This window comes from Planomonospora sp. ID82291 (genome assembly GCF_015711645.1).
Taxonomy (GTDB): Bacteria; Actinomycetota; Actinomycetes; order Streptosporangiales; family Streptosporangiaceae; genus Planomonospora.
The window spans coordinates 1,584,997-1,599,363 of record NZ_JABTEX010000001.1 but is presented as its reverse complement, the minus strand read 5'-3'; the positions used below and the strand labels follow the sequence as shown (position 1 = coordinate 1,599,363).

At 73.8% G+C, this 14,367-nt stretch carries 13 protein-coding genes; 9 read left to right on the top strand and 4 right to left on the bottom strand.

Going from position 1 to position 14,367, the window contains the following annotated elements:
- Window positions 1-49: 49 nt before the first annotated feature.
- Window positions 50-1,153, top strand: a complete 1,104-nt coding sequence (locus tag HS045_RS07020) for an alpha/beta fold hydrolase (protein ID WP_196450313.1) — start codon at window positions 50-52, stop codon at window positions 1,151-1,153.
- An 85-nt stretch (window positions 1,154-1,238) separates the two neighbouring features.
- On the opposite strand, the gene HS045_RS07015 is transcribed toward HS045_RS07020, so the two are convergent.
- The 3 genes from HS045_RS07015 to HS045_RS07005 all read right to left on the bottom strand — a co-directional run bounded on the left by HS045_RS07015 (window position 1,239) and on the right by HS045_RS07005 (window position 3,625).
- Window positions 1,239-2,105, bottom strand: a complete 867-nt coding sequence (locus HS045_RS07015) for an HAD family phosphatase (protein WP_196450312.1) — start codon at window positions 2,103-2,105, stop codon at window positions 1,239-1,241.
- A gap of 110 nt (window positions 2,106-2,215) precedes the next feature.
- Window positions 2,216-2,908, bottom strand: a complete 693-nt coding sequence (locus HS045_RS07010) for a DUF5667 domain-containing protein (RefSeq protein WP_196450311.1) — start codon at window positions 2,906-2,908, stop codon at window positions 2,216-2,218.
- 120 nt (window positions 2,909-3,028) lie between these two features.
- Window positions 3,029-3,625 (bottom strand): sigma-70 family RNA polymerase sigma factor, encoded by a 597-nt coding sequence (locus HS045_RS07005; RefSeq protein ID WP_307827402.1) that lies wholly within the window; start codon window positions 3,623-3,625, stop codon window positions 3,029-3,031.
- 255 nt (window positions 3,626-3,880) lie between these two features.
- Between HS045_RS07005 and HS045_RS07000 the strand changes: the two genes are divergently transcribed.
- Window positions 3,881-5,611, top strand: a complete 1,731-nt coding sequence (locus HS045_RS07000; RefSeq protein ID WP_196450309.1) for an antibiotic biosynthesis monooxygenase — start codon at window positions 3,881-3,883, stop codon at window positions 5,609-5,611.
- Here the strand turns inward: HS045_RS07000 and HS045_RS06995 are convergent.
- A complete protein-coding gene (locus tag HS045_RS06995) occupies window positions 5,601-5,849 on the bottom strand; it encodes a glutaredoxin family protein (protein ID WP_196450308.1) in 249 nt (82 codons plus the stop codon). The genes HS045_RS07000 and HS045_RS06995 overlap by 11 nt on opposite strands.
- A 280-nt stretch (window positions 5,850-6,129) precedes the next feature.
- Between HS045_RS06995 and HS045_RS06990 the strand changes: the two genes are divergently transcribed.
- The 7 genes from HS045_RS06990 (at window position 6,130) to hemL (ending at window position 14,318) form a co-directional block, all read left to right on the top strand.
- Window positions 6,130-6,837 carry a redox-sensing transcriptional repressor Rex gene (locus tag HS045_RS06990; protein ID WP_196451087.1) on the top strand — a complete coding sequence of 236 codons (708 nt, stop codon included), beginning with the start codon at window positions 6,130-6,132 and terminating at the stop codon, window positions 6,835-6,837.
- Window positions 6,838-6,925: 88 nt separating this feature from the next.
- Window positions 6,926-8,242 (top strand): glutamyl-tRNA reductase, encoded by a 1,317-nt coding sequence (locus HS045_RS06985; protein WP_196450307.1) that lies wholly within the window; start codon window positions 6,926-6,928, stop codon window positions 8,240-8,242.
- A complete protein-coding gene (gene hemC, locus HS045_RS06980; RefSeq protein ID WP_196450306.1) occupies window positions 8,239-9,150 on the top strand; it encodes a hydroxymethylbilane synthase in 912 nt (303 codons plus the stop codon). The genes HS045_RS06985 and hemC overlap by 4 nt, the downstream gene beginning before the upstream one ends.
- Window positions 9,147-10,724 (top strand): uroporphyrinogen-III synthase, encoded by a 1,578-nt coding sequence (locus HS045_RS06975; RefSeq protein ID WP_196450305.1) that lies wholly within the window; start codon window positions 9,147-9,149, stop codon window positions 10,722-10,724. The genes hemC and HS045_RS06975 overlap by 4 nt, the downstream gene beginning before the upstream one ends.
- A gap of 197 nt (window positions 10,725-10,921) precedes the next feature.
- Window positions 10,922-11,908, top strand: coding sequence for a porphobilinogen synthase (gene hemB, locus HS045_RS06970; RefSeq protein ID WP_196450304.1), 987 nt, complete (start codon window positions 10,922-10,924; stop codon window positions 11,906-11,908).
- A 275-nt stretch (window positions 11,909-12,183) separates the two neighbouring features.
- Entirely contained in the window at window positions 12,184-12,828 is a 645-nt protein-coding gene (locus tag HS045_RS06965) for a bifunctional DNA primase/polymerase (protein WP_196450303.1), read from the top strand.
- Window positions 12,829-13,022: 194 nt separating this feature from the next.
- Entirely contained in the window at window positions 13,023-14,318 is a 1,296-nt protein-coding gene (hemL, locus tag HS045_RS06960; protein WP_196450302.1) for a glutamate-1-semialdehyde 2,1-aminomutase, read from the top strand.
- The last annotated feature ends 49 nt before the right edge of the window (window positions 14,319-14,367 follow it).

The window sequence follows — 14,367 nt, the reverse complement described above, 5'->3', positions numbered from 1 at the left end:
CGACCGATATCGTGTGCTCGGTAGAGAACCTTGGACGTTGGGAGGGGCCATGGCCGCACGCCGTACCGCGACGAGGGCCGCGCTCGCCGGACTGGCCGTGGGGGTGGCGCTGGGCGCGGCCGGGCGGCGCCGGAGCCGGGGGCGCTCCCAGGCGGCGCTCGGCGGGCACCGGGGACGGCCGGTCACCGTCACCGTCGACGACGGCGTCCAGCTCGCGGTCGACATCGAGGAGGCCGGATCCCCGGAGTTCGCCGTGGTGTTCGCGCACGGCTGGACCATGAACCGGCACTGCTGGCACTTCCAGCGGGAGGCCTTCCGGGGCCGGGCCACCCTGGTCTTCTACGACCAGCGGGGGCACGGCGGCTCGGCGGCCGGGGCACCGGACGCCTGCACCGTCGACCGGCTCGGCGACGACCTGGCCGCGGTGATCGAGCAGGCCGTCCCCGCGGGGCTGCCGGTGGTCCTGGTCGGGCACTCCATGGGCGGTATGACGATCATGGCCTTCGCTGAGCGGCACCCCGGCCTGCTGGCGTCGCGCGTGGTGGGGGCGGCGCTGCTCAGCACCTCGTCGGGGCGGCTTCGGGAGAGCACGTTCGGACTGCCCGGCCCGGTCGGCCGGCTCGCCCCCGTCGTCACCCCGATCGTGTTCGACCGTCTGCGCGCCCGCGCGGAGCTCATCGACCGCAGCGTCGCCCTCAAGACGCGCACCAACCTGCCGGTGACCCGCTATGTCGCCTTCGGGCCCGGCGCGCGCCGCGACCACGTGCGGTTCGTCACCGAGATGGCCGCCGCCACGCCGACCGAGGTCATGGTCGGCTTCTTCAACGACTTCCTCGTCCACGACAAGAGCACGGCCCTGGCCGCGCTCGGCTCGGTGGAGACCCTCGTCATGGTCGGCGCGCGCGACCGCCTGACGCCGAAGGTCCACAGCCACCGCATCGCCGAGGCCGTGCCCGGCGCCCGGCTCCAGGTCGTCCCCGGCGCCGGCCACATGATCGGGCTGGAGCGCCCCGAGGCCGTGAACGCGGCCCTGTCGGGCCTGTTCGACCGGGCTCTGGGCCGTGCGGCGGCGCGGGGAGCGGCCGGGGAGGGGGCCGCGCCGGACGGGCCGCGGGGCGTGGAGGAGGGCCGCGGGAGGGCGCCGGGAGCGTAGGGCGCGGGGGAGGATCGCGGGAGGGCGCCGGGAGCGTAGGGCGCGGGGGAGGATCGCGGGAGGGCGCCGGGAGCGCGGGAGGACGTCAGGACGAGCGGTAGTGGCGGCGCAGTGCGATGGCGGCGGCCACGCCGCCCGCCACGGCGCCGGCCCCGGCGGCGATGGGCAGACCGATCATCGTGGCCCTGCGCCCGGTGCGGAAGTCCTTGACGTCCCACTCGTTCTCCCGGGCGTGGTCACGGAGCTCGGCGTCGGGGTTGATCGCGACGGCGTGGCCGACCAGGGAGAGCAGCGGCAGGTCGTTGGCCGAGTCGCTGTAGGCGAAGCAGCGGCTCAGGTCGAGACCCTCCCTGCGGGCCAGGGCCCGTACGGCCTCCGCCTTGGCGGGGCCGTGCAGCAGATCGCCGACCAGCCGGCCGGTGTAGACGCCGTCCACGGTCTCGGAGACGGTGCCGAGGGCGCCGGTGAGGCCGAGGCGCTGGGCGATCACCCGGGCGAGCTCGATCGGGGTGGCGGTCACCAGCCAGACGCGCTGACCGGCGTCGAGGTGGCTCTGCGCCAGGGCGCGGGTGCCGGGCCAGATGCGGTCGGCCATCGCCTCGTCGTAGATCTCCTCGCCGAGGCGGACGATGTCCTCCACCCTGCTGCCCGCCACGAACGCCAGCGCGGTCTCCCTGGCCTCGGCGATGTGCTCGGGGTTCTCGTCGCCGCGGACGCGGAACACGGCCTGCCCGAGTGCGAACCTCACCAGGTCCTTGGTGGTGAACAGCCCGCGCGAGGCCAGGCCCCGGGCGAAGTGGTAGATCGAGGCGCCGCGCATCATGGTGTTGTCGACGTCGAAGAAGGCGGCGGCGGTCGGATCCGGCTCGGCCATCGGCAGGGCGACGGCCGCCGCGGCCGCCACCTCTCCGGCCGTCTCCGCCGCGCTCCGCCGTCGTATCAGCCGCTTCATAGCACCTCAGCTTAACCGGAGCGCACCGGTGCGGCCGGTGTACGCCGAGCCGGACGGCGGCGTTTCAGCGGCGTTTCACCGGCCGGTCACCCGGCCGGTCATCCGGGCGGTCACCCGGGCGGCGCCAGGCCTTCGATGTAGTTCAGGTAGCCGCTGGCCCTGCGCTGGTCCTCCTCGTCCATCTTGGGGAGCATCCCCTCGATCTGGTCGCGCTGCTTGCGGACGAAGCGTTCGAGGTGCCCGGTGACCTCCTGGGCGCCCTCCGTGTCGCGGCGCCGTACCCGGGTCAGGGAGGTGACCGCCGAGCGGGTGGTGTCCTCCATCGCCTGGAGGGTCTGCCCGACCAGGTTCTCCCCGCCCTGGGCGGCGGAGCCGAGCAGGGCCTCGACCTCGTCGGCGCGGGTCGAGGCGGACTGCAGGCCGCGGTCGGCCCGCTCGGCGTCGTCGGTGCTCAGCCGCAGGAGGGTGTTCTCCGCGGCGCGCTTGAGCGGGTAGAACGTGTCGCCGGGCACCGACCCGTAGGTGCTCAGGCCGGTGGCCACCATGCCCACGGCCAGTGCGCCGCTCAGCAGCTGGGGGAGCAGCCGGACCCGGCGGGCGCGCCGGGCCCGGCGCGCCCGCCGCACCGGGACCGGCTCGGGGAGGGGGTCCCGGCCGGGGGCGGCGCGCACCAGGCGGTCGCGGAGCTCGGCCCTGAACTCCGGCCGGGGGGCGGCGCCCGGCATCCGGGCGCCGAGCCCCGACACGCGGTGCCGGGCGCGCACCCGGGACCTGCGTGAGATCCGGGGCAGCCACTTACCCATGAATGCTCCCTGCCGCCCCCGGAAGATGACCCATCGCTCATCTGCCTAACGACGGCCGGGCGGGGCGAGTTACGCGGTGTCCCGGGACGGCGGTCGCCGGGTCCGCAGCCATGGGCGCCCTCAGCCGAGGTCCGCGGGGAGCGCCCGGGCGAGCGCCCGGATCGCACGGAACTGCAGGGCTTTGATGGCACCGCTCTTCTTGCCCATGATGAGGGCGGTCTCGGCCAGGGACATGCCGTGCAGGAACCGCAGGACCACGCACTCCTGCTGTTCGGGCCGGAGCGCGCGGACGGCGCGGAGCACCCGGTCGTTGACCATCGCGGTGACGACGGCGTTCTCCGGGATGTGCGGGCCGTCGAGCGGGGTCTCGAACACGTCGGCCGTGGTGACCTCGAGCCGGTAGCGGCCCGACTTGAAATGATCGGTGACGAGGTTTCTGGCGATGGTCACGAGCCAGGCTCCGAAGTCACGGCCTTGCCAAGTGAAGTCGGCGATTCGGCGAAGCGCGCGGAGGAAGGTCTCGCTCGTGAGATCCTCGGCGAGCGGGTGGGATCCGACCCGGAGATAGATATAGCGGTAGACGAGGTCGAGATAGCGGTCGTAGAGCGTGCCGAACGCCTCCGTGTCTCCTGTCTTGGCGCGGAGGACGAGTCTCCTCAGCTCCTCGGAGGCGTCCTCGCGCACAGCGGGATCGTTGGTGCGGACAGGCTGGGCCACCCCGGTGACGGTCGGGAGGGGCCCGGCTAATGGCCACGTATCTGGCATCCGGTATCCCTGGGGAGGAAGGGTGCGGCGTGCCCGCCCACTCTAGGAATCATCAGGAAATTCCACAATCCACTTCGTATCGTCGTGACTGGCGGTAGTCGCCGGATACGGTGTGGGGCCGGTTCTTCTCCGCGGGACCGGGTCAGGCGGCCGGGAACGAGCCCGGCTACCGGTCGAAGGGTAATGTCCGGCAGCATTGGAGACACCATGGAAGTCCTCGTCGCTGTCATCGCGCTCGCCGGAGCCCTGCTCGCCGCCGTCGCCACGGGCGCCCTCGTCAACCGGCTCCGCGCCGAGCCCACCGGATGGCTGGTCGCCTGGAGCGTTGCCACGGCGGCGCTGTGCGTGTCACTGGGAGTGATGGCCGCGGGTCACATCCTGGGGTTCGGAGCGCTGACGTTCCGGATCTACCAGGTGACCGGATCGCTGCTGGCGCCGTTGTGGCTGGCCGTCGGCGTCGTCCGGCTCCTGGCCCGCAAGCCCGCCGTCCGGTTCGGCGCCTGGCTGCCGGGGGCCGGCCTCACCGTCGTCGGGCTGGTGATCCTGCTCGTCGACCCGGTCCGGCAGGAGAAGAAGTTCGCCACGACCCTCCCGGTCGCGGCCGACCAGTGGAACCCGCCGCCGCTCTTCCTGCTCATGGCCGTCCAGGCCGTCGTGGCGGTGGTCCTGGTGGCCGGCCTGGTGGTCGCCCTCCTGCGCTGGCGCAACGGCGACGACTACGACACCGACAACCTGCACGCGCTCGGCGTCCTGGCCCCCACCGCGCTGGCCCTCGTCGGAGCCTGCGCCTTCGGGGCCCCGGGGACGCTCATCGTGCTGCTGCACCTGCTGGCCGCCGCGGCCGTCTGGTACACCGTGCTCCGCCCGCTCGCGCCCTACGAGGACGAGGACGACGACTTCGAGGAGGACGACTGGGAGGACCGGCGCCCCAGGCTCGCTCCTCCCCGGGACGTCCAGGTCGCGGGCCGCCGTACGGTCCCCGAACGGCCGGTCGGCGCGTCCCCCGGCACCGTGCCCGGTGCCGTCCCGGGCGCCGGATTCGGCGCGGCTCCCGGTGCCGCCTCCGGTGCCGCCCCCGGCGCGGTGCCCGACCAGCCCCCGCGCCGGTCCGGTCTGGGCGACCTCGTCGCCGAGTACCGCGCGGGAGAACCGGACGTCGACTACGCGTCCCGGATGACGCGCCGGCCCGAGCCCGGCCAGGCCGGCGACGACCCGTTCGGCGGCCCCGCGACCGGCACCTTCATGGCCGGCGAGTACGGCATGCCGCTCGCGGGCCAGCCGGCGGCCGACCACGACTACACCCAGCCGCCCCCGAGGACCGGCCAGTTCGGCATGCCCTCGGCCGCCGGTCCGACGACGGGCGAGTTCGGCGTGCCTCCGGTCGCCGGTCCGGCGACCGGCGAGTACAGCATCCCCCTCAACGAGTTCGGCGGGCGCGGCTCCTCCTCCGGCGTGCAGGACAGGGCCGCGCGCCCGATGCCCGCCGAGGAGGCGTTCGGCGCCCGCAGCCCGATGTCCGCCGAGGAGGCGTTCGGCGCCCCGTCCTCCTCCGGCTCCGGCGCGGCTCCCGGGACGCCCCCCGGCCCGGACGGCCGTGTCCGGGTCTCACCGAGCATCTTCGGCCTGCTCACCGTGTTCACCCTGCTCGACGGCACCGGTGAGGCGTTCGACCGGCTGGCCGAGGAGACGGTGGAGATCGTGCGCGGAAGCGAGCCCGACACCCTCATCTACGCCTGCCACTCGGTGAAGTCCGCTCCGCTCCAGCGCATCGTCTACGAGCTCTACCGCGACGAGGTGGCCTACCGCGAACACCAGGGCCGGCCCCACGTGGAGCGGTTCGTCACCGAGCGGCAGGGCATGGTGCTCGCCACCAACGTCATCGAGCTCAACGTGAACGCCGCGAAGGTGATCCCGCTCCCGACCGCCTTCAGGATCTGAGCGCGGCGCGCAGGCGGTCCTCGTCGACACGCCAGAAGTCGTGCTGGACGCCGTCGACGAGGGTCACCGGGATCATCTCCCCGTACGTCGCGTGGTCCTCCTCGGAGGCGGTGATGTCGCGCTCCTCCCAGGGGACGCCCAGCTCCGTGGCGACCCGCTCGACGACGGCTCGCGCGTCGTCGCACAGGTGACATCCGGGCTTGCCGAGCAGCGTGATGCGGTGATCCTGCGGTGCCATGCCGCCACGCTAACCGATCCCCCGGCCACCGGCTCCCGAACCGCGACCCGCAGCGCCGCCGTGAGCGCCGCCGTGAGCGCCGCCGTGAGCGCCGCCGTGAGCGCCGCTGTCAGTGCCGCCGTGAGCGCCGCCGGCTCGGACGCTGTCGGCTTGGACACAGCCGTGCTCCCACTTTGTGCATGGGTTCACAAAGGGACTAACCTGGATGACAGTGGCCTCACCTCGTCATCCGTCGCGTCCGGGCCGCGCCGGCCGCCTGTCCCCCCTGGAGCTCCGGCACGTGATCCGCCGTCCGTCCCAACCTCGTGAGCGTGGCATTCCCGAGGCGACCGTCGCCCGGCTGCCGCTCTACCTGCGAGCGCTCAACGGCATGGCCGAGCGGGGGCTGGCGACGGTGAGCTCGGAGGACCTGGCCGCCGCCGCGGGGGTGAACTCGGCGAAACTGCGCAAGGACCTGTCGCACCTGGGCTCCTACGGCACGCGCGGGGTCGGCTACGACGTCGAATACCTCATCTACCAGATCTCCCGCGAGCTGGGCCTGACCCAGGACTGGGCGGTGGCCATCGTCGGGGTCGGCAACCTCGGCCGGGCGCTCGCCAACTACGGGGGGTTCGTCTCCCGCGGGTTCCGGGTCGCCGCGCTCCTGGACGCCGACCCCGAAGTGGTGGGCGACCACATCGCGGGGTTGAATGTGGAGCACATCGACGAACTGGAAGCCGTGATAGGGCAGCGAGGAGTGTCGATCGTGGTGCTCGCGACGCCGGCCGCGGCGGCCCAGCAGGTGGCCGACAGGGTCGTCGCCGCAGGAGTGACCAGCATCTTGAACTTCGCCCCCGTCGTGCTTTCCGTGCCTGAAGGGGTCGATATCCGTAAGGTCGACCTGTCGATCGAACTGCAGATCCTCGCGTTCCACGAGCAGCGCAAGACGGATCGGATGACTGGGGGGCCCGCGATGGCCGACGAATGGCCCGAGGCGGTGGACCTGTGATTTCACAGAGGACGAGAGAACACGGGCGGAGGCCGGCCGGCCGGCACGGCGCGCCCGCGGACCGCCGATCGCCGCGGGGGAGGCGCGCATGAGCCTCCTCGTCATCGGCCTGAGCCACCGGACGGCGCCCGTGGCGCTCCTGGAACGGGTGTCCGTCTCCGGGGACGCGCTGGCCAAGCTGCTCCACGACGTCCAGCGGAACGACTGCGTCGCGGAAGTCATGATCGTTTCGACCTGCAACCGGGTCGAGGTCTACGCCGTCGTGGACCGGTTCCACGCGGTGGTGAGCGAGGTCACCGCGCTGCTGGCCGTGCACTCCGGCGTGCCGGTGGAGCAGCTCGTCGCCCATCTGCACGTGCACTACGAGGACCGGGCCGTCGAGCACCTGTTCTCGGTCGCCGCGGGCCTGGACTCGATGGTGGTCGGCGAGGGGCAGATCCTCGGCCAGGTCCGCCAGGCGCTCCGGCTCGCCCAGGACGAGGGGACGCTCGGCCCGACGCTGAACGAGCTCGTCCAGCAGGCGCTGCGGGTGGGCAAGCGCTCGCACGCGGAGACGGGCATCGACCGCGCCGGAGCGTCCCTGGTCGGCGTGGGCCTGCGTCTCGCCGAACGCGAGCTCGGCCCGATCCAGGGCCTGCGCGCCCTGGTGGTCGGCGCCGGCTCGATGAGCGCCCTGTCCGCCGCGACCCTCCGGCGGGCGGGCGTCACCGACATCGTCGTGGTCAACCGGACCCACGAGCGCGCCGTACGGCTGGCGCAGACGGTCGGCGGCCGGGCCGCGGAGTTCGCCGACCTGGCCGCCGAGCTCGCCGGAGCCGACCTGGTCGTCTCCTGCACCGGCGCCGCCGACGTGGTCGTCACCGCGGACATGGTGACCCCCCGGCGGATGTTCCTGCTGGACCTCGCGCTCCCCCACGACGTGGACCCCGCCGTACGGCGCCTGCCCGGCGTCACGCTCGTCGATCTGGAGTCCATGCAGAACGGCGAGATCGCCGGCATCGACGACGGAGGCCGGGCCGAGGCGGTCGCCGCGGTGCGCGCGATCGTCTCCGAGGAGGTCGCGGCCTACCTGGGCGCCGAGCGGGCCGCGCGCGTGACGCCGACCGTGGTCGCGCTGCGGAGCAAGGCCGCCGACGTGGTCGAGGCGGAGCTCGGGCGGCTGGCCTCCCGCGTGCCGGAGATCGAGGGCCGCGTCCGCGACGAGGTCGCACAGACGGTCAGGCGCGTGGTCGACAAGCTGCTCCACGAACCCACCGTGCGTGTCAAACGGCTCGCGGCGTCGCCGGCGGGCGATCATTATGCGGAAGCGCTGCGCGAACTGTTCGACCTGGACCCGAAGGTGCCCGACGCGGTGAGACGCGTCGAGACGATCGACATGGAGCTCGACATGGAGGTGGACCGATGACGGGACCCCTGAGACTGGGGACGCGTCGGAGCCCCATGGCGACGACGCAGTCCGGACTGGTGGCGGCGCGGCTGACCGAGCTGACCGGCCGGGCCGTGGAGCTCGTCGGCGTCACCACCTTCGGCGACGTCACCAAGGGCGACCTGGCCCAGATGGGCGGGACCGGGGTCTTCGTCAGCGCGCTGCGCGACAAACTGATCGAGGGCGCGGTCGACTTCGCGGTGCACTCGCTGAAGGACCTGCCCACCGCCCCCGACCCGCGCATCGCCCTGGTCGCGATCCCGCCGCGCGACGACCACCGCGACGCGCTGGTGGCCGGGGCGAAGCTGGCCGACCTGCCGTCGGGCTCGAAGGTCGGGACCGGATCGCCGCGCCGGATCGCCCAGCTCCGGGCGCTCCGCCCCGATCTGGAGTACGTCCCGATCCGCGGCAACGCCGACACCCGGATCGGCAAGGTCGCCTCCGGCGAGCTGCAGGGCGTCGTGCTGGCCGCGGCGGGGCTCCGGCGGCTGGGCCGGGAGGCCGAGATCGCGCAGTTCTTCGAGGTCGACGAGATGCTCCCCGCCCCCGGGCAGGGCGCGCTGGCCGTGGAGATCCGGGCCGACCGGGCCGACCTGGCCGACCTGCTGGGCGTGCTCGACGACGCCGCCACCCGCGCCGCCGTGACCGCCGAGCGGGCCGTGCTGAACGCGCTGGAGGCGGGATGCGCGGCTCCGGTGGGTGCGCATTCGGTCGTCACCGGGCAGGATCTGAACCTGACCGCGGCCGTCATCGCCGTCGATGGCGCACGCGCGGTCCGCAAGTCCACCGCCGGTTCCTCTTCGACGGCCATGGATCTCGGTCGCGCCCTCGCGGCCGAGATGATCGCCGAAGGGGCCGGCACGTTGATGGGGGAGCAGCCGCAGTGAGCTCCGGAAGCACCACTTTCGAGCACCCGGCCGGTTTCGTCGCCTTCGTGGGCGCCGGACCCGGCGACGAGGGCCTGCTCACGTTACGCGGGGCGGACCTGCTCTCCCGGGCCGACGCCGTCGTGCTCGACCAGGAGGCGTACGGCCCGCTCCTGCGCCACTGCCGGGAGGGCGTCGAGGTGGTCGACGCCGCCGAGGAGGGTGCTCCCGCCAAGGCCGTCGCCGCGGCCAAGGCCGGGCGGGGCGTCGTCCGGCTCTGCGCGGGCGACCCGATGTTCTTCTCCTCGATCACCGACGAGGTCGCGGCCTGCGCGGCGGCGGAGGTGGACTTCGAGATCGTGCCGGGCGTCCCCCCGGCGACGGCGGTGCTCACCTACGCGGGCATCCCCGCCGCGGTGTCGGTGCCCGAGTTCCGCGTCGTGGACGCGACCATGGTCGGCGACTGGAGCGCGCACGCGGCGGGCGCCGGCACGCTGGTGATCTACAACGGGATCTCCGAGGCCGTGGTGATCGGCAAGGCCCTGATCGCCGCGGGCCGCCCGGACTCGACGCCGGTCGCGATCAGCAGCGCGGGCACCACCACCGAGCAGTACACCGTGGTGACCAGCCTCGGGCGGATCGGGCCGGACCTCAAGCACGCCGGGATGACCGAGCCCGCGCTGATGGTGGTCGGCGAGGCGGTCGGCATGCGCGACCGGCTCTCGTGGTTCGAGACCAAGCCGCTGTTCGGCTGGCGGGTGCTCGTCCCGCGGACCAAGGAGCAGTCCGCCGGGCTGGTCGAGCAGCTGCGTTCCTACGGCGCGGTGCCCGAGGAGGTGCCGACGATCTCCGTCGAGCCGCCCCGCACCCCGCAGCAGATGGACCGGGCGATCAAGGGCCTGGTCACCGGACGCTACGAGTGGGTGGCGTTCACCAGCGCGAACGCGGTCAAGGCGGTGCGCGAGAAGTTCGAGGAGTACGGCCTGGACGCCCGCGCCTTCGCCGGGCTGAAGGTCGCCGCGGTGGGCGAGGCGACCGCGCGGGCCCTGGTGGAGTTCGGGGTGAAGCCCGACCTGACGCCGACCGGCGAGCAGTCCTCGGAGGGACTGGTCGCCGAGTGGCCGCCGTACGACTCGATGCTCGACCCGATCAACCGGGTCCTGCTGCCGCGGGCCGACATCGCCACCGAGACGCTGGTCGCGGGCCTGACCGAGCTGGGCTGGGAGTGCGACGACGTCACCGCCTACCGGACGGTGCGGGCGGCGCCGCCGCCCGCACCGATCCGGGAGGCCATCAAGGGCGGCGGCTTCGACGCGGTGCTGTTCACCTCCTCCAGCACGGTGCGCAACCTGGTGGGCATCGCCGGCAAGCCGCACACCGTCACGGTCATCGCCGTGATCGGTCCGCAGACCGCCAAGACGGCGGAGGAGTTCGGTCTCCGGGTCGACGTCATGGCCGACACGGCGTCCGCCTCGGCCCTGGCGTCGGGGCTGGCGGAGTACGGTGCGAAGCTCCGGCAGGCCGCCCTCGCGGCGGGGGAGGTCCCCCGCCGGCCCTCCCAGACCCGGCGGGGAGCCCGGCGGCGTCCCAAGTGAGCCCCGGACGAGCCCGGGGCGGACCACGGGCGGACCGCGTAGCCTGAAGAGGACGCCGTGGGCGCCGAACGCGTGTGGGCGCCGAAGGCGTGGCGTCCGCGGCGCGACCGCCGGTCCGGCGGGACAACCGAACAGCGAGCAGACCCGAAACGGGCCTCCGGCCGATGACACCCCGTGGCCGGGGGGAGGGAGAGACCATGACCGCCCAGTTCCCCGCCGCGCGCCCGCGCCGGCTCCGCCGTACGTCGCCGATGCGCCGGATGACGGCCGGGACCCGGCTGCACCCGGCCGAGCTGGTCCTGCCGATGTTCGTCAAGGAGGGCATCGACGAGCCGCACCCGATCGGCTCGATGCCCGGGGTGTTCCAGCACACCCGCGACTCGCTGCGCAAGGCCGCCCACGAGGCGGCCGAGGCGGGGGTCGGCGGGCTGATCCTGTTCGGCGTCCCCGCGGTGAAGGACGCCCGCGGCTCGGCGGGCGACGACCCGGACGGGATCGTCCAGCAGGGGGTCGCCGACCTGGTCGCCGAGGTCGGCGACGCGATGGTCGTGATGACGGACACCTGCCTGGACGAGTTCACCGACCACGGGCACTGCGGCGTGCTGACGGCCGGCGGCGAGGTCGACAACGACGCCACCCTGGAGCGCTACGCGGCCGTCGCGGTGGCCCAGGCGCGGGCCGGTTCGCAGGTCATCGCGCCGAGCGGGATGATGGACGGCCAGGTCGCCGCCATCCGCGCCGCGCTGGACGCCGACGGCTTCGAGCAGGTCCCGGTCCTGGCCTACTCCGCGAAGTACGCGTCGGCGCTCTACGGCCCGTTCCGGGAGGCGGCCGAGTGCGCGCCGCGGTTCGGCGACCGCAACGCCTACCAGCAGGACCCTGCGGGCCCGGTCGGCGAGGCGCTGCGGGAGGTCCGGCTGGACCTGGCCGAGGGCGCCGACGCGGTGATGGTCAAGCCCGCCCTCTTCTACCTCGACATCCTGCGCCAGGTGCGCGACGAGGTGGACGTCCCGGTGGCGGCCTACCAGGTCAGCGGCGAGTACGCCATGATCGAGGCCGCGGCGGCGAACGGCTGGATCGACCGGGATCGGGCGATCATGGAGTCGCTGGTCGCGATCCGCCGGGCCGGGGCCGACCTGATCCTCACCTACTGGGCGACCGAGGCGGCCCGCCGGCTGCGCTGAGGGGTGTGCCGCGGCGACGTCGACGGGTGTGCGCCCGCCGGCTGCGCTGAGGAGTGTGCCGCGGCGACGTCGCACGTCGGGCTGAGATCCTCGGCACATGCCCAGAACTGGGGGTTTGCCGCTGGGCGGTGAGAACCGTGCGTTAGAGTTCGAGAACCGGTGCGGATGTGTCCCAGGTGGCGTAGACCCTGCTGAATGCCTTCCTTGTGAACCAGAATGTGGATATATCGTCGCATCCGGGTATGGCGCGGGGCTCGCGGACAACGGAGGACACCATGGTGGGGGTATCACTGGCGCGGCGCGGCAAGCGGCGGAGCCATCCGAAGCAGCAGATGGTCGCATCCGTGCTGGAGTACGCCGCACTGGGCTGGGCGAGCTGTACGGGCGCCCGCCCCCTCCAGGGCGGGGCGCGTGCCTGCTCCTGCGACCGCATCGGCTGTCCCGACCCCGGCAGCCACCCCCTCTCGCGCGCCTGGCAGATGCAGGCGACCACCGACCCCGCCCTGCTGTCCCGCTGGTGGAGCACCGACCCCGAGGCCAACATCATCCTGCCCACGGGGCGCGTCTTCGACGTCTTCGACGTGCCGCGCGAGGCGGGCCTGGCGACCCTCGCCGCGATGGACGCCGCGGGATCCGTACCGGGCCCGGTCGCCGAGAACGGCGACCGGGTGCTGTTCTACGTGGCCACCCGCAACCTCTCCGAGGACGAGGACGAATGGTGGTCCTGTCCGCTCGACTACGGGCCCTCGACCATCGAGGAGATGCCCGGCCTGCGCTGGCACTGCCGGGACAGCTACGTCGTCGCCCCGCCCTCCACCCTGCCCTCCGGCGGCTGCGCCTCCTGGCTGCGCGCTCCGGACGGCGGCCCGCTGCCCGACCCGCTCCGCATCCTGGACCGGCTCGCCGACGCCTGCGAGTAGCCGCTCCCGACGGGGACGAGCGGCGTCCCCGCCCGCCCGCCGCTCATGCCCCGCCCGTGTCCCGACCGCGCTCCCGCCCGCACCGCGCCCCGCCCGCCGCTCGTGCCCCGCCCGCGTCCCGACCGCGCCGCCGGAGGCGGGCACCCGGTCGGCTCGGCTCGGAACCCGGCTCCGCGGGCCCTTAGGCTGGGACGGTGAGCCGTACTGAGAACTCCGAGGACCTGTTCGCCCGCGCCCGCGAGATCGTCCCGGGAGGCGTCAACTCCCCGGTCCGCGCCTTCGGCGCCGTCGGCGGCACGCCCCGCTTCATGGCCTCCGGCCAGGGGCCGTACATCACCGACGTCGACGGCAACCGCTACGTCGACCTGGTCTGCTCCTGGGGGCCGATGATCCTCGGGCACCGCCACCCGGCCGTGGTCGAGGCCCTGCAGGAGGCCCTCGCGGCCGGCACCTCGTTCGGCACGGCGACGCCCGGCGAGGTCGAGCTCGCCGAGGAGATCACCGCCCGGATCGCGCCCGTGGAGAAGGTCCGGCTGGTCAGCTCGGGCACCGAGGCCACCATGTCGGCAGTACGGCTGGCGCGCGGCTTCACCGGCCGCTCGAAGATCGTGAAGTTCGCCGGCTGCTACCACGGCCACGTGGACGCCCTGCTCGCCTCGGCCGGATCCGGGCTGGTCACCTTCGGGCTGCCCGACACCCCCGGCGTGACCGGCGCCTCGGCCGCCGACACCGTGGTCCTGCCGTACAACTCCGCCGAGGCGGTGGCCGAGGCGTTCGCCGCGTTCGGCGACGAGATCGCCTGCGTGATCACCGAGGCCTGCCCGGCGAACATGGGCGTCGTCCCGCCGCTGGACGGGTTCAACGCCCGGCTCCGCGAGCTGTGCACCGCGCACGGCGCGCTGCTCATCGTCGACGAGGTGCTCACCGGCTTCCGGGTCTCGGGGGCCGGGTGGTACGGCCTCGACCCGGTGGACGCCGACCTGATGACCTTCGGCAAGGTCATGGGCGGCGGCCTGCCCGCGGCCGCGTTCGGCGGACGCGCCGACGTGATGGCCCACCTCGCCCCGGAGGGGCCGGTCTACCAGGCCGGCACGCTGTCCGGCAACCCGCTGGCCTGCGCCGCGGGCCTGGCCACCCTGCGCGCCTGCGACGACGACGTCTACGACCGGGTCGACGCCGCCGCGCTGGTCGTCGGCCGCGCCGCCGCCGACGCGCTGGCCGCCGCCGGGGTGCCGCACCGCCTCCAGCGGGCGGGCAGCCTGTTCTCGATCTTCTTCACCGGCGAGCGGGTCACCGACTTCGCCGGGGCGCAGCGGCAGGACACCGCCGCCTACCGGGCCTTCTTCCACGCCATGCTCGACCAGGGGGTCTACCTGCCGCCGTCGGCCTACGAGGCGTGGTTCCTGTCGGCCGCCCACGACGACGAGGCGCTCACCCGCATCGCCGAGGCGCTGCCCGCCGCCGCGAAGGCCGCCGCCCAGGCGTCCTGACGGAGCTCGGAGGGGAGCCGTCCCACCGCGGTGGGCGCGGCTCTACGGC